This window comes from Caulobacter mirabilis (assembly GCF_002749615.1).
GTDB lineage: Bacteria > Pseudomonadota > Alphaproteobacteria > Caulobacterales > Caulobacteraceae > Caulobacter > Caulobacter mirabilis.
In genome coordinates, this window is the sequence record NZ_CP024201.1 from 2,498,280 (window position 1) to 2,520,108 (window position 21,829).

A 21,829-nucleotide genomic window follows, 5' to 3' on the forward strand; every position below is an offset into this window, starting at 1 on the left:
TTGATCGTGACCGCGAACGCCAGATGGCCGAGCACTATTCCGGAGATCGGTCCGACTGGATCGCGGCGCGCCACAGACTCATCGACGAGGTGCTGGCCTACCGGCGCTGCGGTCGTTTGGAGCCGTCGTTGCTTCGGGCCTGCGAGGCGGAGTTCGCGGTCGCCCCTTGGACGCGCTCCGCAGGCCTGCGCCGGCTCGCCGAGTTGGCGCAGGACGGCCATGCCCTAGCGCTGGACCGGCTCAAAGCCTTCGCCGCGTCAAGCGACTGGCAGGTGCGATATGACGCGCTCCGAGCGCTTCTGGAGGCCGGGAGTTCGGACGCTGATCGTCGCGACGTGATCACCCGCGGCCTCGCCGACCGAAGCGCGCGTGTCCGGATATACGTCGCCGAGACAGCGGCATTCGCGCATTTCATCGACATGGCCGGTATTCTGGAGCAGGCCGCCCGCCGCGAGAGTGCTCCCAAAGCGGCCCGCGCGATCTACTCCGCTGCCTGGCATTTGCGGCTCAACGAACGCACCGGGGAGCGAAATCGGCTGGGCGGCTCGGAAGCCGATCGAGACGCGTTCGAGCGCGACTGGACCGCCTTTCGGGCCGACCGCACCCCGACGCCATGACCGCCGCCGTCGTTCCCGTCGACCAGCCGACCGGCGATCACTGGGAGGCCGTGGCCGCGCCGCTGCGCGCCTATAACGAGCGACACGGCCCGCCGATGCGGGCCCGACCGCTCGCGGTGCTGCTGCGGGACGAGGCCGGGGTCGTGGTCGGCGGTCTCTGGGCCGAGACGCTGTATGACTGGATGTTCGTCGAGGCCCTGACCGTGCCGGAGACGCTGCGGGGCCAGGGTCTGGGCGCGCGGCTGATGGCCGAGGCCGAGGCCATCGCCCGGGACAGGGACTGCGTCGGCGCCTGGCTGGACACTTTCGCCTTCCAGTCGCCTGGCTTCTACGAGCGGCTGGGCTACGAGGCCTTCGGCCAGCTGGACGACCACCCGGCGGGCAGCGCCCGCATCTTCATGCGCAAGCAGCTCTGACGCCGGCGCCGCCTAGCCCCTGGCGGCCAGGGACGGGGGAGTCCTGGCCGCTCTCGAGGCGACGAAGACGCCGATCGCCAGGCCCAACGCGCAGCCGAGCAGGATCGAGAACGCCCCCGCCGGCCAGCTGAGATGGACAGGCCAGTCCCAGACCTGAGCCGCGACGACGGACCCCGCCAGGCCGAGCAGCAGGCCGACCGCGGAAGCGAAGACGCCAACCAGGGCATGCTCCATGGAGATCTGCCTGAGGATGTTTCCCGCATCCGCCCCCATCGCCAGCCTGAGCGCGATTTCGCGCCTGCGGGCGGCCGTCGAGGCCAGGGCGACGCCGCCGTATCCGATCAGGCTCGCCGCCAAGGCCGCGCCGGTGACCGTCCAGAGCAGGCGGGCGAGGACATCGCGCTGACGGGCCTGCTCCAGAATGTCGGCGCCGGGGTCGTCGTAGCTGAAGGGGCTCTCGCGGGACATGGGCACGCCGGCCGCGCGGCGCATCTCGCGGTCGGCCTTGTAGCGCACGTCCTGCATGTCGCTCTTCGACGTCATGAAGAAGCTCAGCCAGCTGGCTTCGCGAGGGCCGGCCGGAGGCGTCGCACCCTCCGGACGCATGTCGAAGTACCGCCGCGCGGTGAGAAATGGCGTGATCGCCGCGTCGTTGAACCGCCCGGCGGGCCGGGTCTCTGCATAGTCGAGCACGCCGACGACCCGACAGCGCGGTCCGCCGAGCGAGATTTCGGATCCCAGCAGCGATCGTTCGGCCTGGCCGAGATCGGCGGCGAGAGCGGCGCCCAGAAGGCAGACCCGGGAAAGCCCGCCCAGCTCCCGTTCGGTCAGCCAGCGCCCCTCGACGAGCTTGGCGTCGAGCTCGCGCCGATAGTCGCCCATGGCCCCGAAGACGCGCACGACCCGCGTCTCATTGGCGCCGCGCAGCGGCGCTTCCGTCGCGATCCAGGCCGCCGATCCCTCCACCCCCTCGAGCGCGTCGAGCAGCCTGGCCCGATCATCGAGAGACGGCCCCCCTCGGCGAGACGGCACAAGACCGTTGGCGCGTACGACCAGCGTCGTGGCGTAGTCGCCGAACGCCAGGCGCTCCAGACGCTTCGAAAACCCTCCGAGGACCGAGGCGGAGAAGACGACGCACGCAACCGCGGACGCCAGTGAAAGCGTCAGGGCCAGCGTCCGCAGGGGATGGGCTCGGATGGCCCAGACGGCGGATCGGAACGCCATTCCCTCGATCATGTCGCGCCCTCGACCGCGACGAGCCGTCCGCGCTCCATGACGAGCCTCGTATCCGCCCGTTCGATCACGATGGGATCGTGACTCGCGCAGACCACGAGCGCTCCGTCGACGGCCGCCGCGAGCAGATGGTCGACGACGAGCCCGCTGTTCGCTTCGTCCAGCGAGGCGGTCGGCTCGTCGCAGATGATCAAGCTGGGCCGCAACGCCAGGACGCGGGCCAGGCCCACGCGCTGTCGTTCGCCCCCTGACAGGGCGTCCACCCGCGCATGTGTTCGTTCGGCCAGCCCCAGCGCTTGGATCGCCGCCCGCGCGCTCTGCAGACGACGAGCGCCCGCCAGTCGCCGATAGCCCAGAGGCAGGAGAACGTTGTCCAGCACGCTCATTCTGTCGATCAGCCCGGCGTCCTGAAACAGAAAGCCGACCTTCTCGCGCCTCAAGACGGCCGCCGCGGCATCGGCCATGGCGCCGACCTCGACGCCGTCGATCTGGAGGCGGCCGGCCGTCGGTCGATCCAGGAGGCCAAGCAGATTGAGCAAGGTGGACTTGCCGCATCCCGACGGCCCCCGCACGGCGACCAGACGTCCGGACGACAGCTCGAGATGAACGTCAACGAGCGCGTCGACATGCCCCCGCGCCGAGGGAAACCGGCGCCCGAGGCCCTCGCAGCAGATCTGGAAGGTCACACCGCCTTCCTGGCGTCGCGCGCGCTCTTGATGATCACGACGTCGCCCGGCCTCAGCCCCTCGGTCACCTCGATGAACTCGTCCGTCTCGGCGCCCACCCGGATCTCCCGCCTGACCGGCCGCCCCTGCTCCAGGACGAAGACAACGCGAAACCCTTCCATGAGCATTCGCCTGATCTCCAGACCGCGGGCGCCGACGCGGACCGCACGCATGTCGCCATGGCTCTCGCGCTTCAGGTCTTCCAACTTTCCGGGCGGGAGCGGAGCCATGTAGTCGGGCGGCGCGAAGTATGTCGCCTGTATCGGTATGCGAACCGCGCTTCGCGCATCCGCGCGGACAAGCTGTACCGATGCGCTCATCCCCGGCTTGAGGACCTCGGCGTAGTTGTTCACGCGCGCCAGAGCCCGATAGGAGACGAAGCGTCCTTCCCGGATCGGCGCCGCACCGATGCTGACCAGCGTCGCCTCCTCCGATATGCCCGGATAGGCGTCGACCGTGAACAGGACGCGGCTCTTCATGCTGACGCGAGCAAGATCCGCCTCCGAGATCAGTATCTCCAGCGTCATGTCGCGGATGTCCTGCCCCGTTTGGAACAGCGCGCGTTCGTCCTCGGGCGTCACCCGCTGCCCCACCCGGGCGGCCGCGAAGGTGACGGAACCGTCCAGGGGGGCGACGACATCGGCGCCCGCGCCCTCCGCCGCGATCACCCTCGCCCTGGCGCGAACCGCGGTGCGTTCGCTGGCCAGACGGTCCACCGCCGCCTGGGCCTGCTCCACCTCCGCCCCGGCGGTGCGGACGGCCGCCGGGCTGACAAAACCCTGCGCCTGGAGCGTCCGATTGCGCTCCAGCCGATCCCGCGCGTTTCGCAGCGACACCTCGGCTTCGCGATAACTGGCCTCGGACGCCGAGGCGTTGGCCGCGGCTTCTTCGCGAGAAGGGCCCCGAGCGGGCGCCGCGAGGGTGGCCAGCACCTGACCGGCCCGCACCTGGTCGCCTTCCTTGGCGTAGACCGCGGAAATGACCCCGGCCCGCGGCGCGCGGATTTCGGCGCCGCCCTTGGTCGTCAGGGTTCCCGTCGCCGGCACGCTGTCCCGCACGTCGCCGACTTCCGCGACGGCGGTGACGTACTCCGACTTGGGCTCCGGGCCTGAGCAGGCTGCAAGTGCGAGGCTGACGACCCCCGTCGCGAGGGCCGCCAGCGACTTTCGCCCGACCATGTCCTACTCCGCGTTGGCGACGAGCACGAGCGTGCCGGACGGTGTCCTCTCAGCGATGGGCCAACCCCGGCTTTGCGAAACCAAGAATTCAGTATCGATCATCCTGGTGAACTCGCCAGGCTTTTCCGACGTCGAATAGGGCAGCTTGACGTGGAACACGCGGACAGGCTCGTTCGCCGCGCCGACGACGATCGGTTCGGACAGGCCGCATCCGACGAAGGTCAGGGTCGCGACCGCCGGCTTCGGCGGCGAGCCGGCGCGCGTCTCGGTGATCGGGATCTCGGCGCTCGTTCCGGGCCGCAGGCCTTCCATCGCCGCCGCGGCGCCCTCGTACCGCACCGAGCCGCCCAGAATGGTCGTGGGCAGGATGCCCATGCGCACCTGGCGAGGCTCGGGCGGGAACGAGTCCTTGCCCACCGGGATGAGGGCCTCGGAATAGTCGACGAGGTCTCCCGAAACCGCCCTCAGGGTCTGGCGTCTCGCCATGGACCGATCGGGTTTGCCGTCCGACGCGAGCAGCAGATAGTCGAAACTCTGGCCTGCCTTCGGCGAGGCGAGCGCCGCATCGGCGCACTCCGCCTTGCGGTAGAGCGCCAAAGCAGCTTCCGGCCGGGGTTCCGCCCGGAAGTCCGGAGCTGCTTTGGCTTTGGAGGTTTCGGGTCGATCGCAGGCTGTCACCGTCAGACAAGCCAACAACAATGAAAGATTGAACGACGCAGACAGCTTCATGATCAGGCGACCCTCATTCCCCCGATGACCGATCTAGCAACCGCAGCAACGCGCGATGCAGCGGATCCGGTCGGTTGCGTCATGATACTGCTGGGCACAGGGCGAGTAGCACTCGCCGGGAGTCGGGCTTGCCTCCTCCTGCATCGTCTGAGCAAACGCCGTCCCCGCGACGGCGACAACGGACATCAACGCCAAACCGGTAAGCAGCTTACGCATCATTACCCTCCAGCCGTTTGCGAACCATATCGCAACCCCAACGTGTACAGACCCGATCGGAGAGTCAATCGCATCAACTACCTTTCCGAGAAGTCGTGACCGCCTCCTAGGAACGCCGCGCCGCGGGGCCGGAACCGACGCCGGCCGACCTCGCCGAGGCCGGCCTGGACTGGGGATCGCGCAGGAGGCTCGCTTGTCTATCGGGCGGGGAAGCCGCGATGGCCCCCCCCCTCAGGTCTCGGCCCTCGCGCATGAAAAGGGGCGCGGCCTTGGCGACCGCGCCCCTTCACATAGCTCTATGCGGCAAGCGCGTCAGGCGCTGGCGCCGCCCGCCTTCTTCTCGGCGTAGATGACCAGCGGCTGGGCGCGACCTTCCACCACCTCGGCGTTGACCACGACCTCTTCGACGCCCTCGTAGGACGGCAGTTCGAACATGGTCTCCAGCAGAATGCCCTCGAGGATCGACCGCAGGCCGCGGGCGCCCGTCTTGCGCAGGATGGCCTTGCGGGCCACCGCGTTCAGGGCGTCGTCGGTGAACTTCAGGCCGACGTTCTCCATCTCGAACAGACGGGCGTACTGCTTGATCAGGGCGTTCTTCGGCTCGGTGAGGATCTTCACCAGCGCCGTCTCGTCCAGATCTTCCAGGGTCGCGATGACCGGCAGACGGCCGATGAACTCGGGAATCAGGCCGAAGCGCTGAAGGTCATCCGGCTCGACGCCACGCAGGATCTCGCCCGTGCGGCGCTCCTCCGGATCGGCGACCTTGGCGCCGAAGCCGATCGAGGTGCCCTGGCCGCGGCCGGAGATGATCTTCTCCAGGCCGGCGAAGGCGCCGCCGACGATGAACAGGATGTTGGTCGTGTCGACCTGCAGGAACTCCTGCTGCGGATGCTTGCGCCCGCCCTGCGGCGGCACGGAGGCGACGGTGCCCTCCATGATCTTCAGCAGCGCCTGCTGGACGCCCTCGCCCGACACGTCGCGGGTGATCGAGGGATTGTCCGACTTGCGGCTGATCTTGTCGATTTCGTCGATGTAGACGATGCCGCGCTGGGCCCGCTCGACATTGTAGTCGGCGGCCTGGAGCAGCTTCAGGACGATGTTCTCGACGTCTTCGCCGACATAGCCGGCTTCGGTCAGCGTCGTGGCGTCGGCCATCGTGAACGGCACGTCGATGATTCGGGCCAGCGTCTGAGCCAGCAGCGTCTTGCCCGAGCCCGTGGGGCCCACGAGCATGATGTTCGACTTGGCCAGTTCGACGTCGTTGTTCTTCGTCGCATGGTTCAGCCGCTTGTAGTGGTTGTGCACCGCGACCGAGAGCACTTTCTTGGCGTGATCCTGACCGATGACGTAATCGTCGAGGACTTCGCGGATCTCCTTCGGAGTCGGGACGCCGTCCTTGGACTTCACAAAGGCGATCTTGTGCTCTTCACGGATGATATCCATGCAGAGCTCTACGCATTCATCGCAGATGAACACGGTCGGTCCGGCGATGAGCTTGCGCACCTCGTGCTGGCTCTTTCCGCAGAAGGAGCAGTACAGGGTGCTCTTCGAGTCGCCGCTGGCGGCCTTGGTCATGTGTTCTCTCACGCTCTGGCGACGTGTCCGAAGACGTAACGCCACCCACCCGTTCGGCGTTTCCTGCCAAGCGAACATGCAGGATAGGCGCCGGGGGTTTTCTAAACCTTGACAATCCCCGATCGGACGCGCCGGGACAAGGGGCCTGGACGTCACAGGGGAACCGAAACCGTGGACGCCTTGCTCGCGCCCCCGTCCCGGCCTTCCCATCTGACATGGTGACTGCGCCGTTTCGACACAAGCGAATAGCGTTCGCCGGGACGGCGAAGCCCATTTGGTGACGCCGTGTCATGTATATCGTGTATCGGAATCGTGATCGAACGGCCGCGAGCCGAAGAAAGGACCCACCGAGGACATGGCGCGACGAACGTCTCTGCTGGCGCGAGGCCTGACGATGGCGCGCCCCGTCATGGCTGATCCGTTGGCGCCGCGCCCGATCGTCGCCTTCGACTTCGACGGCACGCTGACGGTCCGCGACAGCTTCACCGCCTTCCTGAAGTGGCGCGCCGGCCCCTCGCGCTGGACCGCGGGCTGCCTGCGCATGGCCCCGGACGCCGCCAGCTACCTGTTCCATCGCAACCGCGGCCGCATCAAGGCCGCCGCCGTGCGCGAGTTCCTGGCCGGCGTGCCTCGCGAACAGCTCGAGGCCGACGCCAAGAGCTTCGCCAACTACGCCTCGGCTACGCTGTTCCGCCCGGACGCCCTGGCGACCTGGCGTCGCTGGCAACAGCGCGGCGCGCAGATGGTCATCGTCACCGCCTCGCCCGAGGTGATCGTCGCCCCGTTCGCCCGCGGTCTGGGCGCCGACATGCTGATCGGCAGCGGCATCGCCTACGATCACGACGACCGGGTCATCGGCGCCCTGGCCGGGCCCAACTGCCGGGGCCCCGAGAAGGTCCGGCGCCTGCAGGCCATGTTCGGCGAGGATGTCCGCCTGACCGCCGCCTATGGCGACACTTCCGGCGACACGGAGATGCTCGCCATCGCCGACGAGCAGGGCTACCGGGTGTTCAAGGGCAAGCCCTGAGATGAAGCACGCCGGTTCCCGAGCGCTGGATCGCCTGGAACCGCTGCTGGAGCGCCTACGCGCCCTGCCCGGCCTGAAGGAGAAGAGCCGGGGGACGTTCTTCTACCGCCGCGGCAAGGCCTTCCTGCACTTCCACGAAGACCCGACCGGTCTGCACGCCGACTTGCGCGCGGGCGACGACTTCGATCGCTTCCGGGTGGAGACGGAGGCGGAGCGCGAGAGGTTCCAGAAGGCGGTGGAGGCCGCGCTGCGGTAAAGAAAAAGGCCCGGCGTTTCCACCGGACCCCTTCCCTGTTCAGCGATGACGCCACGCCCTACGACGCCGCGTCGGCTTCGGCCTTCTCGCGGCTTTCGTAGACGTGGTCGACGATGCCCCAGGCCTTGGCCTCGTCGGCGCTCATGAAGTGGTCGCGGTCGAGGGTCTGTTCGACCTCCTCGAGCGTGCGGCCGCAGTGCTTCACATAGATCTCGTTCAGGCGCTGCTTGGTCTTCAGGATGTCCTCGGCGTGACGCATGATGTCGCTGGCCTGGCCGCGGAAACCGCCCGAGGGCTGGTGCACCATGATGCGGGCGTTCGGCAGGGCGATGCGCTGGCCGGCGGCGCCGGCGGCGAGCAGCAGCGAGCCCATCGAGGCCGCCATGCCCATGCAGACGGTGGTCACAGGGCTCTTGATGTACTGCATGGTGTCGTAGATCGCGAGACCGCTGGTCACCACCCCGCCCGGCGAGTTGATGTACATGCTGATCTCCTTCTTGGGGTTCTCGGACTCCAGGAAGAGCAGCTGGCTGCAGATCAGGGCGCTCATGCCATCCTCGACCGGACCGGTCAGGAAGATGATCCGCTCCTTCAACAGGCGCGAGAAGATATCGAAGGCCCGTTCGCCGCGGCTGGTCTGCTCGACCACCATGGGGACCAGGTTCATCGCGGTGTGGATGTAGTCGGTCATAAGAACCCTTTTTCGATGCAACAGCCTGTCGCGAATCATGCCGCGCCATGGCTCTGAACCCGATATCGGGCTCAGGTTAAGAGGATGCAAGGAGGGAGCGACGCTCGTCGAGTCCCCTACTTCGCCTTCGGCTCCGAGGCCAGGGTCCCCGCCATCGAACGGACGATGTCCTGCTTCTGGCGTTCGTCGCGCCGGACATCGCGCCGCGCGGCGTAGAGGCCGGACAAGTAGGCCTTGTCCCAGGCGGTCAGTCCCTCGGCGGGCGTCCGTCCGGCCTCTCGATCCTTGAACAGGTTCAGGACGGTGTCGCCGGTCTCGATCTCGGCCTTCGGGTCGATCTGGGCCAGGCCGACCATCGCGACATAGTCGGCCAGGGCGGCGAACCGCACCTTGCCGATCCGCTTCACATCCATGACGACGACCGCTCGATCGAAGTCCATTCGGGTGGTGCTCTTCAGCCGGCCGACATCCCGCACCCGAACGCTCCCGCCCACGTCGTAGCGCTGGCCGTCGGCGGTCACCCGCGCGCTGACATGCCACCACCGGACCGGCTCCGGAGAGGTCAGGAAGGCGTCGAACGCCTTGCGGCCGGCGGTCATCTCGGTGTCGTACTTGGAGAAGCCGTCCGGGTTCGCCGCAACGGTCATCTTCACCAGGGCGTCGGAATCGTCGGTCGCCACGATGATCATGTTCGGCTGGCAGCCCTTCTGGCCAACGTCCAGCCCGGCCTCGATCGCCGCCGCAGCGATCTGGTCGATCAGAAGCTGGGCGTAGGCCTCCTTGAGCCCGACAACGCTGGTGCAGATGCTGCGGTCCCACCGGGCCAGCCGTCCGTTGGTGGAGCTGGCGACGCTCGCCACGAAGTCGGTCAGGGCCTGCTGATCAGGCGCCTTCTTGGCGGTGACGACCAGACCCTCGACGGTGGTCTCGTCCTGAGGCTCGGCCGCAAACGCGCTCTGCGCCAGGAGCGCCGCGCCGATGATGGCGGTGAGCTTGCCCCACATGTGCGATACCTCCGTTCCCTCAGTCTAACGCGGATAGTCCCGCGCCGGCGTGACCACAAGTTAAGTCGCGGCAATGAAAAAGGGCCGGCGCTGGGCCGGCCCTTTCCGAAAGTCCGTGTGGCGAGACGGGATCAGTAGCCTTCCGGCAGATCGTCGTCGGCCTCGATCTCCTTCTTGGAGACCTTCTTGTCCTTCACGTCGGCCTTCTCGAAGATCAGCTCGACGACCTTGTCCTCATAGAGAGGCGCGCGCAGCTGGGCCTGGGCCTGCGGGTTGGTGCGGAAGAACTCGAACACCTGCTGGGCCTGCTGGCCGTACTGCATGGCTTCGCGCTGCATCGCCTGGCCCAGCTCCTGGTCGGTGACCTGGACGTTGTTGCGGCGACCGATCTCGGCGAGGACCAGACCCAGGCGCACGCGGCGCTCGGCGATCTTGCCGTACTCTTCCTTCAGCTGTTCTTCGGTCTTGTCGGCGTCTTCCGGCGGCAGGTTGCCGGCGGCCTTGTCCTGCTCCACCTGCTGCCAGATGCCGGCGAACTCGGCTTCCACCATGCGCGGCGGCAGCGGGAAATCGTGGCCCTTGTCCAGCTCGTCCAGCAGCGCGCGCTTCAGCTTGAAGCGCGAGTTGCGGTCATAGCCCTGCTGCAGGTTCTTGGTCAGGGTTTCCTTCAGCGTCGCCAGGTCCGACAGGCCCAGGCGCTTGGCCAGCTCGTCGTCCGGCTCGGCGTCGACCGGCGCGCGGACTTCATGGACGGTGACCTTGAACTCGGCGTCCTTGCCGGCCAGTTCCTCGGACTGGTACGGCGACGGGAAGGTGACCTTCACGACGGTCTCTTCGCCCGGCTTGGCGCCGACCAGCTGGTCTTCGAAACCCGGGATGAACTGGCCCGAGCCCAGGGTCAGCTCGAAGCCTTCGCCCTTGCCGCCCGGGAACTCGACGCCGTCGACGCTGCCGACGAAGTCGATCAGCACCTGGTCGCCGTCCTTGGCCTTGACGGTCTTGCCGGTGCGCGGCTCGAAGGTCTTGGCCTGCTTGGCCAGATCGGCCAGGGCCTCGTCCACTTCCTTATCGGTCGGGCTGTAGACCGGACGGGTCAGCTTCAGGGCCGCGATGTCGAGCGGCTCGAACTCGGGCATCAGCTCGAGGGACAGTTCGTAGGTCAGATCTTCGCCGCCGGCGATGACCTTCTCCATGTCCGACTCGGGCTTCAGGTCCGGCTGCGAGGCCGGGCGCAGCTTGTTGTCGTCCAGGACCTTCTGGGTGGTCTCGTTGAGCGCCTGCTCGATGACTTCCGCCATCAGGGCCTTGCCGTGGACGCGCTTGACGTGCGCGGCCGGCACCTTGCCCTTGCGGAAGCCCTTGATGTTCATTTGCGGGGCGATTTCGGCGATCCGGGCTTCCAGACGCTTGGCCAGCTCGCCGGCGGGCACGGTGACGCCGTAGACGCGGCTCAGGCCTTCGCCAGACTTTTCAACGATCTGCATCGACATTCTTTGAGTCCCGGACGCGCGGTCTTGGAGCCGCATCAATCCGCCTTCAGGTGAAAACGAGAAGCGCGCCCGGATCAGGGGCGGCGCAAAGAGGCGCCCTTATGTCATGAGGGGCTTTGAGGGCCAAGCCCCGTTTCCGCTCGCCGATGGCCTCCCTGCCCGCCCCCGTCGCCGCCTTCACTTTGGCGAGGCTTGGAATACTGCATCGTGACGGCCCGCACGTCAGGAGGAACGCCGATGCGCATCATTCTGATCGCCGCCTGGCTCCTGGCGTCGCCGACGATGGCCAACCCGACGCCCGCCGATCGGGTGGCCCAGGCTCAGACGTCGCTCGCCGCCGGACGGTCCGCCGAGGCGCTTCGCGCGCTGGACGTCGTCGTCCGCGATCTCTCCCCCCAGGACCCGCTCTGGAGCCGTGCGCAGCACCTTCGTGGCCGCGTCAATGCGGCTTCAGGGAACCCCGCCACGGCCGCGACCATCTACTATGAACTCTACAAACAGGCGCCCAACAGCAAGGAAGCGCCGGATGGCCTCGTCGGGCTCGGAGAGGCGTTGATCACGCTGAACAAGGCGCCGGAGGCCTGCCGGGTGTTGCAGGAGGCGTCCGTCGTCTACCTGAACCGGCTGTCTACTTCACTGCGCGGCCGGATCGAGAAGAGCAGACGGGCGGCGAGTTGTGCGCCGGCCGGTCCGCCTGCCCCCGTCGACAGCCGAGGCTCCAATGGGGCTATCGCGTCGAAAACACACCCGAGATACCAGTTCGCCGTCTACTGCGTCGCGAGATTTCAGGAGGCCGCGGACCTCGCCAAGCAGGACAACAATCGAGGGGCCGATCAGTTCTTTACGGCGCGCGCGCTGAACCTGCTCAGTCAGTTCGCCATCGACCCGACGACCGATGTGGCCCGGGCGAGACTCGCCCTCGCCAATGGACACGCCAACATCCCCGATGGCCGCGACTGTCCGATGTAGCCGTTCCGCCTGCCCCGGCGAGCCAAGTCGCGCCTGCAGGCCTGCGCCCCGACTTGCGCCGGACCGGCGCATCGCCTAGAGCCGCCCTGGACCTGCGGATGTGGCGGAACTGGTAGACGCACTGGATTTAGGTTCAGTCAAGCGTGTCAGAAAATTCTTCAATTTCAGCTAGATATAGCTCGCCAAAATCGACATGTGTCCAGACGCGTGTCCAATCTCAGCTGTTCTAGCTACTAAGCCGCGCGCAATCAGCGGCAGTTAGCCTCCGACTAGACAACGTTTGGTGTTGCGGATCGAAATCTGCACACTAGGATTCGCAGTCGGGGGCGACGCATGAAGCACAAGCGAGCATGGGACGGTGGAGAATGGCAGAGCTTTGCCCTTCAGCTCGTTCAGCATCGCCACGGGCACCAGAACATCCAATGCGTACCGGATAAGGTGGCTGGAGACGCCGGCATCGAATTCATCTTCACCGGCGGCACGCTCTATCAGTGCTATGCGCCAGCGGAGACGAGTGATGTTGCCAAGGCAGCTGAGGCTCAGAAAGCTAAAGCTACAAAAGATCTGAAGAAGCTGGTCACCTATAAGGACAAGCTCATCCCCCTCCTGAAAGGCTTGTCCATCGACAGGTGGATTTTGCTCTGTCCATTTTTGGACAACAAGGAGGTTGTGGCTCACGTTCGGAGCAAGGCGATAGCGCTCCGTTCTGAGAACCTCCCCTTCCTGTCGAACCAGTTCGAAGGCCTCGTGCATTCACAAGAGGACTTTGCCGCTGAGATCGAACTGCTTCGGCAGCAGTCTATGCTGCCGATGAAAATCGACCTCTCTCCAGCGATGGATATCAGCGCCGCCCAGGGTGGAGAGATCGGCCAGAAGATCACTGAAAAGCTGACCCGAGGCTTCGAGGCCATCGAGACACCCGAGAAGATCGCCGCGCGGCGAGACACCTACATTCGCAATCACCTGAGCCGCGAGAACGCGCTGGAAAATCTCCGGCAGAACCACCCGGCGCTGTGGGAGCGGTCCATCCAGTGTCTCTCAGCGGAAGAACAGCGCCTCGCAGCGGTAGGCGCTAGCTCCAGCCTACCTGGTGACCAACTGAAGGAAAGTGTTGCTCGCATCGAAGCGGCGCTCTCCAAAGATCTGCCGGATATGCCGGGCGCGTTCGCCACAACGGTTGCTATCGGCACGGTCGGCGAGTGGCTGATGCGTTGTCCGCTCGACTTCCCGGAGGCAAACAAATGAGCCTTCCATCGCAACCAGAACGCTTCTCCTTCAGGCAGCGCCCCATTCCGGTGCCTGGCGACCTGCGCATCGAATGGCGGGTCTCCCTAATTGTTCTCATGCTTGGACATTCACGAGCGAAGCAAGCCTCTTTGGCCAAGCTGCACATTCTGAATGACGCGATTAGGGGGAAGCGAAGCGCGCATCTCCTGGAACTGGTCGTCAACTCCAAAGCCGGAATGATGCCGTGGACGTTCCGGATTGAGCCGGCCTTTGCGCGAGCGGTTGATTTTGTGGTCGGCGACAAACTCGCTGACTGGACCACGTCGTCAAATCGGTCCGGCTTGCAACTCACTGCCAAAGGCATCGCGCTATTCGAAAAACTCAAAGCGGAAGATGACGTCCTTACGGCCGAAAAGGACGTACTCGCTGTCTACGCAAAGTCGATGACCGAGGGTGCCGTCAGCTTAGTCATTGGGTCTAAGCGGAGGGCGATGTGATTCACGTTCGCCATCTTCGTCTCCGGTCGATCACCGCCACCCGGATCTATGGGGCAGACATTCCCCTAAAGGCGGGCCTCAACATCATCCAGGCCAACAACACATCCGGGAAGTCCACCTCCCTTCAAGCGATCATCTATGCGCTAGGCCTAGAACGTTCTCTCGGTCCGCAGCTTACAGTTCCGCTCCCTTACGCGATGAGAGAGCGAATTCATCCGACGGAGGACGCGCCGTATGAACACGTCCTGCAGTCATACGTCGAAATCGAAATTGAGAATGGTAAGAAGCAATCGCTGATCGTTCGTCGCGACATTGTTGGCGGCAAGGATACCAAGCTTGTCCAGACGTGGAACCAGGGGTCTCTTGCGCAGAACGGCAAGCGGGGAGAACAGCGTGACTTCTTCGTCCATGATGGCGGCGCCGCCCAACGCGAGGACGGCTTCCACACGTACCTAACCACCTTTATCGGATGGGAGCTTCCCGTCGTTCCCAAGTTCGACGGCACCGAAGGGCCTCTTTACCTAGAGGCCATCACACCGATGCTTTTCGTTGAACAGAAGCGTGGTTGGTCCGCAATCCAAGGACCGTTCCCGACATTCCTGAAAATCCAGGATGTGGCGCGGCGTGTCATGGAGTTTTTGCTTGACCTTGACGCTGGAAAAATTCGGCGTCAGCGGACGGAGTTGCGCAACGCTCTAGCTTCGGTTTCGCAGCGATGGGCGGATCGCCGTCAACTACTTGAGGACCAAGCACAGCGAGTTGGGCGATTGCGCGGTATTCCGATGCAGCCGAGCGCTGAGTTCGCGCTTGCGCCGGATATGAAGCTTGAACTCTTCCGCGATGAAGAGTGGCTGCCGATCGACGAAGTCGTCTCTGAAACGAAAGCGCGCATCAGTGAGCTCGAAGTCGCCCAGATAGAGACCACGGAAGATGCAGCGCCAGAGCTACTCAAACGCCTCGAAACCGCCCGTCGCGCGATCGACGATCTTTCGGCGCAGGCAGAGGTCGTTCGGTCGGAGTTGGGCGCGGAACACCAAGAGCAACAAGCCATCCGAGCCCGACTGGACTCGTTGAATGCTGATCTACGGCGTAATCAAGACGCCTTGAAGTTGAGAAGGTTGGGCTCCGATCTTGGGCAAGCTGCTGGCGAACACGTCTGCCCTACATGCCATCAAGACGTAGGGAATGAGCTCCTCCCCGCCGTCGAAAATGTCGGCATGGGGCTCGAAGAGAACATCACTTTTGTGAAGTCGCAGATCGATCTTTATGGAACCGCCCTCCAAAGCGCGTCTCAAAGGGTTCAGGACTGTCAAGCGCGCTACCGCGGCATTGAGGAAGCGCTCCAAGAAAGGCAAGCCGAGCTGCGAAGTCTGCGGCAAGCGCTCCTCCAGCCAAGCTCCGCTCCCTCGCGGGTTGTGATTGAGGAGATTGTTCGCTCGCAAGCCTTCGTCGAGCGCATAGGCTCTCTCGACGAGGCCGCCAGCATCGCTGGCGCGGAACTCCAACGGCTGGCGAAGGAATGGTCGGAGCTTCAGGACGCAATGAAGCGGTTGCCGGCCGACGAACTGACTTGGGCTGATCGCGAGAAGATCGATGCGTTTCAAGCGTCGGTCCAAAGCCAGCTTGAGAATTACGGGTTCAAGTCGTTTCAGCCGACAGAAATCATTCTGTCCCGTGACAACTTTCGCCCGTTAGCCGTCACGAGGGGGAAAGACGGAGCGCTCATCGAGCAGGAGATCGGGTACGAGGTTTCCGCTAGTGACGCCATCCGTCTCAAGTGGGCCTACTACCTCGCCTTGCTTCGCTTGGCGGCGGTGAAGAGCACAAATCACACAGGCGTGGTCATCTTTGATGAGCCGGGCCAACAGGAGATTGACGCGCAGGCTCTGTATGCACTCCTTGCAAACGCAGCCGAACAAGGTGCCACCAGCCAACAAGTTATCGTTGCGACCTCCGAACCGCTGGATCCCGTCCGCTCAGCTGTTGGATCAAAAGCGCATATCGTCAGCTTCCCTGGTTTCATCTTGCAGCCGCTCCCCACCGTCGAGGACCTGCTCGGATGATGCTGAGCCTCAGAAGAGGCTCAGCTGCCGCGCTCCCTCGACATAGGCCTTCCACTCATTCGATTGCGCCATGTAGTCGAGCCAGGCCACTGCGTAAGCCACCGGCCCGCCTCCCTCGGTAATCTCGGTCGTTGTCGCGAAGTGCGAACGGTAGCCTGTTTCCGCGATCGGTAGGCGCTCACCACTAGCGCTGCGCACCTCCAAATGAACGATATGGATAGACTCTAAATCGAGCCAACGCACCTCGAAGTGAATGGTGATGGCGATGCCCTGCCAAGCGCTCTCGAAGACTTCAATGGCACGCTCGGGTTTGGGAGAAGCGGGGCTCATTGCTGAGCCTCTTTCTCGGTGATGGCACGCATGACGAAGCGGCCGTGGAGCGGAACAGCGTCGCAGCTGATGCTGAAACCTTGGCCGTCCTTGTTGGGCCAGGCCGCGCCGATAGGGGTCCAGATGGCGGACTCGTTTTCGCCGACGACTCGGTAGGGGCGATGGGTGGGTTTCTGACCCGGTTGTTTGGGTTGGGGGTTAGCCATGGTGGTCTCCTTCCAAGTTTGCCGCGGACCATTCCGCGGCTTCATGGGGAGCCAGGGGCGACGGCTGATGAGCCGGCGGTCACACCTCGCGCGTCAGCGCGCCCGCGGAGGGGGCGGAGCTGCACGGAACCGAAGGCGGAGGAAGCGAGCCAGGTTGATCGGCGGCGGGCCGACGGCAGAACGCTCACCCAGCAGAAGCCGTGAATGTCAGAGGCCGACGAAGGATCGGCCTCGACCGATTGCGTTCGAATCTGCACACCGCATCCTGAGAGCGATCTGTAGCCGGCGCGGTGTCGTAGTTGATGCTTGACCTTGGTCGCCCAGCGCTGGACGACCAAGACTAGAGCAGCGAGAGCTGTTGCCACGTTTCCACATCGTCGCGCTATGCCAAGCACGCACGCGGCGAGTTTGCGATGCGCATTCAAGAAGCGATGATATTCTAGCTGAAGGTGTGGTTGTTCCATCTAGAGACGAGCGGGGGCAAATGGCCCGAAATCTAGAGATCACTGCAGCACTGATCGTTGGTGCCGCCGCGCTTATGGCTGCCGCGATTGCCCCGTTCGTCACCCATGTTCTTAGGGATGACCAACGCATGGAGAAGGCTGTCGTGAGCCCCTCCGTGCGGCCTATCGACCCCGTTTCGCATCCAGATGAGCGCGGTGATACACAACCACCGCCCAATTCCGCGCAGGAGCCAGCCAGAGCTCCTATTCCACCTCCGTCAAAAGGCGACAGCCCGTCAGTTGCGGAGAGGTACGACCTAGACCGTACTGCGCTCTTGATGCGTCTCTATGGTCGTAACTCCCCCGAAAGCCCCAAGCTGTTCATTGCCTTCCGAAATGGCTCTGACCGAGCGCTCAGATACCGGGTTAACTCCGCCAGCCTCTTGCTCGACGGCACAGCGCTCCAGTTGAGCCGATCTACCGGGCAGTGGGTGGAGCTTGCTCCAACCCGGGATTTGGGTCCGATGTTCGACATCGCCAATCATGGCATCGAGGTCCAGATCGGTTCTGCCTTCGATGTGGCTTATGAAGTCGATATTCAGTTCAGCGACGGCACCGGCCCGATAGAGCGGCGCTATGAGCAGGTCGCGGTGACCATAACGTCGGTTGCCCCTCTTAGAATGCAGAACCGTGAGATCTTGTCCCGAAGCACCTTCTTGCCCTGAGCGGCAAAGGCGCGAGGCTTCGTGTCGAGCCCCATAACATTGCGATGTATTGACCACGCCTAGGGGTGTCGGGGGCGCGGCCTACGCCCCTGACCTGGACACGGGAGAGTTCCCGTTCCGCTGCCGGGAGCTTGCTTAGGCGCCGGTCGGCCGGGGGTGGTAACGGGGGTGGCCCGAACCCCCTCCCAACCCCATCGGCTTCTGTTGCCGCCATGCACCCATGGCGGAAATCCGAGGCCGATCTCAACCAAAGGGCGACCACTTCCCTTGGTGCACATCCGCAGGATGTATAAGTGCACCCATATCGCCTTTCTTCCTTACGGTCGCTCGGCAAGCGTCTCGTTGGGGGTTGGGGTATGGCTATCTACCACCTCCGTCTCAAGGTGGTTTCGCGTGCGCTCGGTCGGGCCGCCAAGGTCGGCGGAGCCACGCGCCGTTCGGTTGTCGCCGCCGCAGCGTATCGCTCCGGGGAACGGCTCTACGACGTCTCGCAAGGGCGCTGGTTCACTTTCGACAAACCGGACGTCGTGCACACGGAGATCATCGCCCCGCCGGGCGCGCCGGCGTGGGTGTTCGGCCGGCAGACGCTGTGGAACATGGTCGAGCGGGCGGAGAAGCGGGTGGACGCCCAGCTCGCCCGCGAGGTGGAAGTCACCCTGCCCCGCGAACTATCACGCGACGACCAGATCGAGCTGGTGCGCCGGTTCGTGCGCGAGCAGTTCGTGGCCCAGGGGATGGTGGCGGACGTGGGCGTTCACGAACCCGATGCGTCGGACGGCAAGGCGCAGCCGCATGCGCATGTGCTGCTCACCATGCGCTATCTCGACGAGGCGACGGGCACCGGCTTCTCGGCGAACAAGGAGCGCGATTGGAACGAGCGCGAGGACATCGCGCAGGCCGTCAACGAGGCCCGCAAGCGTTTCAATGACACGGGCCTGGACGCCGACAAGGACGCCCTCGAAGCGGCCGAGGCGCTGCGCAATGTGAACGTCTGGCGGTCGGCCTGGGCGGACTACGCCAACGGCGCGCTAGCGCGCGCCGGCTCGGCCGAGCGGATCGATCACCGCACGCTGGAGAAGCAGGGGATCTTCCGCATGGCCGAGCCCTATCTCGGCCTCGCCCGCCATGTGGAGAAGGCCTACGCTTATCTGAAGGAGCGCGTGACCCAATGGGTCGCGGTGAAGACGCGCACGGCGCTCTACGACGACATCGAGCACTACAAGCAGCGCGACCCGAAGGGGCTGGCGGATTTCGTGCTGCGCCTGGGCGAGATGGCGGAGGGCTTCGCGGCCTCGCTGCGCCGGCCGGACCAACCTATTCCGGAGGTCGACCTTGACCGATGATTTCGATGCGATGTTCGGCGGGCGGCCGCGGCCGACCTTCGCCGATCGGGTGGGACGCGAGCAACCGGCGACACCGCCGCCGATGGAAAGCGCGGTGGGGGCCGGCCCCTACAAGCCCTATGGCTTTCTGCCTTCAGGCGTCGGCGAGGCGTGCGACGTGCAGCGCTGGCTGGACGGCACGGAGGTCGCTGAAGGGATCGAGTTCCAATACCGGTTCCTGATGCAGATCGGCTATGTGGGCGAGGAGCAGATCAAGCTGTTCCTGCCGGACTGCATCGTGGTGATCGAGGGCCGCCAGTTGCGCGACCTGCGCAAGCGCCTGGCGCGGCGGCAGGTGACGTTCATCGCGCAATACAATCCGCGGGTCTGGCCGACGCCGCCCGCCGGCGAACCGATCGTCATGAGCATTGAACTGATGCGACCTTAGATTGCGCGCCTCCAAAAACCGTGGATACCTGTAGCTCGGTTCGGGGGGTGGCATGGTACCTGGGATAGACCCGATTTCTTCGATGCTCGGCGGCGCCGCCATCGGCATTTCGAGCTCAATCGCGGGGCGTCTTGCGCAGCGCTACCTGCCCACGAAACTCGAAGTCAGCCAGGCGGCCTGGTACGATGCGCAGCGTGCGCGGATGGACACTGATCTCGACCTCTATCGAGACCGCATGCGGCTCGCGGAGGAACAGTTTCAGACGCAGATCGCGGAAGCGCGCGAACGCCTGATCGAGGATCACCGGAACCGTAAGGAACAGATCGCCTACGCCGAGCAGTTGCGGCGTTGGGATCTCCCCTTTCGGCCGGAAAACTTCCTTCTGCGGTCAAGCAAGCGCGGCGTTCAAAGCCTCAACATCATCGCCCTGCACGCCGACTTCCGCCCCTCTCAGTTGCGGCTAGCGGGAGACACGACGGCGATCGACGGACTCCTGGATGGGACTCGGCAAGCCAGCGACCGATTGCTTCAGCTGTATGGCGGCCCCGTCGAGGGACACCAGGTCGTTTTCTACCGGGATCGCCAGGTGCGCGATGACCTGGACATGCAATCGCTCGTGACCGATCTGTCAGGCCTGCTCTCGACCGAGCCCACCTTGGTCATCGCTCTCGGCCCGGAAGCCCAGGACTCGTACAAGGTCACCCTTGCTCATTGGGGATTGCTCGCTTCGACGGAGCCCAACCCAGTCGTTGCGGCACCCTTTTCGGTATCACTGGCGCACCACGGCGCCGGGGCCAGGCTAGATGTCCGCGACACCATGATGCGGGTAACGGCGGCTTTGGCGATAGCATCAGCGGATGCGTATTTCGCGCTGAGAGTTCCACACGAGCTGCCGCAGCCGCGCCTGACGGACCTCATGGGCCATTTGCTGCCAGACGAGGTTACCTGGTCGTGGGGCCCGCTTACGGCGAGCTACGCCGATGCGGTCCAGAAGCTTCGCGGACAGAACCCAGGTCTCGCCGCGGAGCTCGCCGCGGGAGCGGCGCTGGGAGCTCTGGAAGCGGGCAATCCGACCTACGCTGGGGAACTGCTCGACCTAGCGCTGGGCGTCTACCCGTGGCCGGGGCCCGTCAACGCGACCGATGGCGCGAGGTACGAGCATCTCGTGCGCATCGAACTACCGAGGCGCGCGCAATCCAACCTTCGGATCGCGCTTGAACGTCTGAGGTCATTCACTCCGCCGACAAACATCCGGTCTGCGGCCGATGACTTGAACACATCGGCTTCCCGTCTTGGCCCGAGGGGGCAACGCAACAATGGGGGCATTCGTTGAAAATCGCGCTTATCGGCGCTCCGTCGTCCGGAAAGACAACCTATTTCTCCGGGCTGTACCTCGCCTTCCGCAATTCCATCGCCTTCAAACACATGACCGATGGTCAGATCATGGAGGCGCAGAAGCGAGGTCTTTCCGAGCAATTTTCCTTCCGGGTCAGTATATCCGATAGCGATCTCGACGGATTTATGTCGAGGAATTCGGCATCCCTTCTAAGGATTCCAGTCGAATACCCGAACGGAAACATATATTTGGACAAAGGATTGATTTCCGGGATTTTTGCTTTTCGACCACTTACTGGCGATCAGCTAACAGAAAAACACATTCGAGACTTCACAATATTTGATCCTCCAGGCGGAGCGTTTCATGGCCTTCATGAGAAATCGGACGATATAGTTGAAGAGATGGCGTCTTGCGACGTTTTCATTGTGCTTCTGGATGCCGAAAACATAATGGAAGCTCTGAGGCGGAAGTCAAAAAACGAAGCCTTTCAGTTCCTGGCAGCGCTGGGTAAGATTGATGAGACAATCAGGGACGCCTCCAGCAGTTTGATTGATGGGGACATTCTTCCTGTTTGTTTTATGATATCGAAGTTCGACATTCTTCAAGAAAATGTAATAAAAGAAGTAAACGACCTCATATATGATAATCTTATTCTTCCATATTCGGGGGAAAATGATAAATATATGATCTGTGTCTGCCCTACATCTGTCGTTGATCAAAAGCATGGCGAGTTTTCGCCATATAATCTTGAGTGGCCGTTCATTTTTAGCGTAGCGGGCACTATTTTTCGGAATAGCCTGGCTGTTCGCGCCGATGCGGACACCCATAGCCGCCTGACCCATGATCATGAAGTTCGGGCGCGGGAGGTGGAGCGCGGTTCCTGGTGGCTCAAGCTGACGGCCTATCTGAGGGGTACGGGGGTGGACGCCTCCAAAGCCCGAGCCCGCGAGCTGCGGGACAAGCGCGGTAGGCTTATCACCATCGCCGATGATGATCTCACGCTAGCGCGGAAACTCTGGGGCCGCCTTTCGACAGAAGGTCGCGCTCGGCATGTTCGCGTTTTCATGGGCGGAAGCGAGATCGATCCCGCCATTGTGGCGGACTAA

At 64.1% G+C, this 21,829-nt stretch carries 23 protein-coding genes; 13 read left to right on the forward strand and 10 right to left on the reverse strand.

Going from position 1 to position 21,829, the window contains the following annotated elements; translation table 11 throughout:
• Positions 1–23: 23 nt before the first annotated feature.
• Both CSW64_RS12110 and CSW64_RS12115 read left to right on the forward strand, forming a co-directional pair.
• Positions 24–617 carry a hypothetical protein gene (locus tag CSW64_RS12110; RefSeq protein ID WP_099622353.1) on the forward strand — a complete coding sequence of 198 codons (594 nt, stop codon included), beginning with the start codon at positions 24–26 and terminating at the stop codon, positions 615–617.
• Positions 614–1,033 carry a GNAT family N-acetyltransferase gene (locus CSW64_RS12115; protein WP_099622354.1) on the forward strand — a complete coding sequence of 140 codons (420 nt, stop codon included), beginning with the start codon at positions 614–616 and terminating at the stop codon, positions 1,031–1,033. Before CSW64_RS12110 ends, CSW64_RS12115 begins: the two co-directional genes overlap by 4 nt.
• A gap of 12 nt (positions 1,034–1,045) precedes the next feature.
• On the opposite strand, the gene CSW64_RS12120 is transcribed toward CSW64_RS12115, so the two are convergent.
• The 5 genes from CSW64_RS12120 to clpX form a co-directional block, all read right to left on the reverse strand.
• The gene (locus tag CSW64_RS12120) at positions 1,046–2,257 is read right to left on the reverse strand and encodes an ABC transporter permease (protein ID WP_172448535.1); all 1,212 of its coding nucleotides are present in this window, start codon (positions 2,255–2,257) and stop codon (positions 1,046–1,048) included.
• An 8-nt stretch (positions 2,258–2,265) separates the two neighbouring features.
• The gene (locus tag CSW64_RS12125) at positions 2,266–2,952 is read right to left on the reverse strand and encodes an ABC transporter ATP-binding protein (protein ID WP_172448536.1); all 687 of its coding nucleotides are present in this window, start codon (positions 2,950–2,952) and stop codon (positions 2,266–2,268) included.
• Positions 2,949–4,169, reverse strand: a complete 1,221-nt coding sequence (locus CSW64_RS12130) for an efflux RND transporter periplasmic adaptor subunit (RefSeq protein WP_099622357.1) — start codon at positions 4,167–4,169, stop codon at positions 2,949–2,951. The genes CSW64_RS12125 and CSW64_RS12130 overlap by 4 nt, the downstream gene beginning before the upstream one ends.
• A gap of 3 nt (positions 4,170–4,172) precedes the next feature.
• Positions 4,173–4,898, reverse strand: a complete 726-nt coding sequence (locus CSW64_RS12135; protein WP_150131390.1) for a hypothetical protein — start codon at positions 4,896–4,898, stop codon at positions 4,173–4,175.
• A 528-nt stretch (positions 4,899–5,426) separates the two neighbouring features.
• A complete protein-coding gene (clpX, locus tag CSW64_RS12145) occupies positions 5,427–6,689 on the reverse strand; it encodes an ATP-dependent Clp protease ATP-binding subunit ClpX (protein ID WP_099622360.1) in 1,263 nt (420 codons plus the stop codon).
• A gap of 355 nt (positions 6,690–7,044) precedes the next feature.
• Here clpX and CSW64_RS12150 point away from each other — a divergent pair, with 355 nt between their 5' ends.
• Together CSW64_RS12150 and CSW64_RS12155 are read left to right on the forward strand one after the other, a co-directional pair.
• On the forward strand, positions 7,045–7,716 hold the full coding sequence (locus CSW64_RS12150; protein ID WP_099622361.1) for an HAD-IB family hydrolase: 672 nt from the start codon (positions 7,045–7,047) through the stop codon (positions 7,714–7,716).
• 1 nt (position 7,717) lies between these two features.
• On the forward strand, positions 7,718–7,972 hold the full coding sequence (locus tag CSW64_RS12155; RefSeq protein ID WP_099622362.1) for a hypothetical protein: 255 nt from the start codon (positions 7,718–7,720) through the stop codon (positions 7,970–7,972).
• A 58-nt stretch (positions 7,973–8,030) separates the two neighbouring features.
• On the opposite strand, the gene CSW64_RS12160 is transcribed toward CSW64_RS12155, so the two are convergent.
• The 3 genes from CSW64_RS12160 to tig all read right to left on the reverse strand — a co-directional run bounded on the left by CSW64_RS12160 (position 8,031) and on the right by tig (position 11,151).
• Positions 8,031–8,663, reverse strand: coding sequence for an ATP-dependent Clp protease proteolytic subunit (locus tag CSW64_RS12160; RefSeq protein ID WP_099622363.1), 633 nt, complete (start codon positions 8,661–8,663; stop codon positions 8,031–8,033).
• 116 nt (positions 8,664–8,779) lie between these two features.
• The gene (locus CSW64_RS12165) at positions 8,780–9,667 is read right to left on the reverse strand and encodes a hypothetical protein (RefSeq protein ID WP_099622364.1); all 888 of its coding nucleotides are present in this window, start codon (positions 9,665–9,667) and stop codon (positions 8,780–8,782) included.
• A 131-nt stretch (positions 9,668–9,798) separates the two neighbouring features.
• Entirely contained in the window at positions 9,799–11,151 is a 1,353-nt protein-coding gene (gene tig, locus CSW64_RS12170; protein WP_281258590.1) for a trigger factor, read from the reverse strand.
• A 243-nt stretch (positions 11,152–11,394) separates the two neighbouring features.
• On the opposite strand from tig, the gene CSW64_RS12175 reads away from it, so the two are divergent.
• The 4 genes from CSW64_RS12175 (at position 11,395) to CSW64_RS12190 (ending at position 15,913) form a co-directional block, all read left to right on the forward strand.
• Positions 11,395–12,126 carry a tetratricopeptide repeat protein gene (locus CSW64_RS12175; protein ID WP_099622366.1) on the forward strand — a complete coding sequence of 244 codons (732 nt, stop codon included), beginning with the start codon at positions 11,395–11,397 and terminating at the stop codon, positions 12,124–12,126.
• A 333-nt stretch (positions 12,127–12,459) separates the two neighbouring features.
• Entirely contained in the window at positions 12,460–13,371 is a 912-nt protein-coding gene (locus CSW64_RS12180; protein WP_099622367.1) for a hypothetical protein, read from the forward strand.
• Positions 13,368–13,850 carry a hypothetical protein gene (locus tag CSW64_RS12185; RefSeq protein ID WP_150131391.1) on the forward strand — a complete coding sequence of 161 codons (483 nt, stop codon included), beginning with the start codon at positions 13,368–13,370 and terminating at the stop codon, positions 13,848–13,850. Before CSW64_RS12180 ends, CSW64_RS12185 begins: the two co-directional genes overlap by 4 nt.
• Positions 13,847–15,913, forward strand: coding sequence for an ATP-binding protein (locus CSW64_RS12190; protein WP_099622369.1), 2,067 nt, complete (start codon positions 13,847–13,849; stop codon positions 15,911–15,913). Before CSW64_RS12185 ends, CSW64_RS12190 begins: the two co-directional genes overlap by 4 nt.
• Before the next feature lie 9 nt (positions 15,914–15,922).
• Here CSW64_RS12190 and CSW64_RS12195 read toward each other — a convergent pair whose 3' ends face one another.
• Positions 15,923–16,243, reverse strand: coding sequence for a hypothetical protein (locus CSW64_RS12195; RefSeq protein ID WP_099622370.1), 321 nt, complete (start codon positions 16,241–16,243; stop codon positions 15,923–15,925).
• Positions 16,240–16,449 (reverse strand): hypothetical protein, encoded by a 210-nt coding sequence (locus tag CSW64_RS12200; RefSeq protein WP_099622371.1) that lies wholly within the window; start codon positions 16,447–16,449, stop codon positions 16,240–16,242. The genes CSW64_RS12195 and CSW64_RS12200 overlap by 4 nt, the downstream gene beginning before the upstream one ends.
• A 967-nt stretch (positions 16,450–17,416) precedes the next feature.
• On the opposite strand from CSW64_RS12200, the gene CSW64_RS21800 reads away from it, so the two are divergent.
• From CSW64_RS21800 to CSW64_RS21805, 5 genes are all read left to right on the forward strand, one after another.
• A complete protein-coding gene (locus CSW64_RS21800; RefSeq protein ID WP_150131392.1) occupies positions 17,417–17,617 on the forward strand; it encodes a hypothetical protein in 201 nt (66 codons plus the stop codon).
• Between the two features lie 356 nt (positions 17,618–17,973).
• On the forward strand, positions 17,974–18,960 hold the full coding sequence (gene mobQ, locus CSW64_RS12210) for a MobQ family relaxase (protein WP_099622373.1): 987 nt from the start codon (positions 17,974–17,976) through the stop codon (positions 18,958–18,960).
• On the forward strand, positions 18,950–19,387 hold the full coding sequence (locus CSW64_RS12215) for a hypothetical protein (RefSeq protein WP_099622374.1): 438 nt from the start codon (positions 18,950–18,952) through the stop codon (positions 19,385–19,387). The genes mobQ and CSW64_RS12215 overlap by 11 nt, the downstream gene beginning before the upstream one ends.
• 82 nt (positions 19,388–19,469) lie before the next feature.
• Entirely contained in the window at positions 19,470–20,720 is a 1,251-nt protein-coding gene (locus CSW64_RS12220; RefSeq protein ID WP_150131393.1) for a hypothetical protein, read from the forward strand.
• On the forward strand, positions 20,717–21,829 hold the full coding sequence (locus tag CSW64_RS21805) for a hypothetical protein (protein WP_150131394.1): 1,113 nt from the start codon (positions 20,717–20,719) through the stop codon (positions 21,827–21,829). The genes CSW64_RS12220 and CSW64_RS21805 overlap by 4 nt, the downstream gene beginning before the upstream one ends.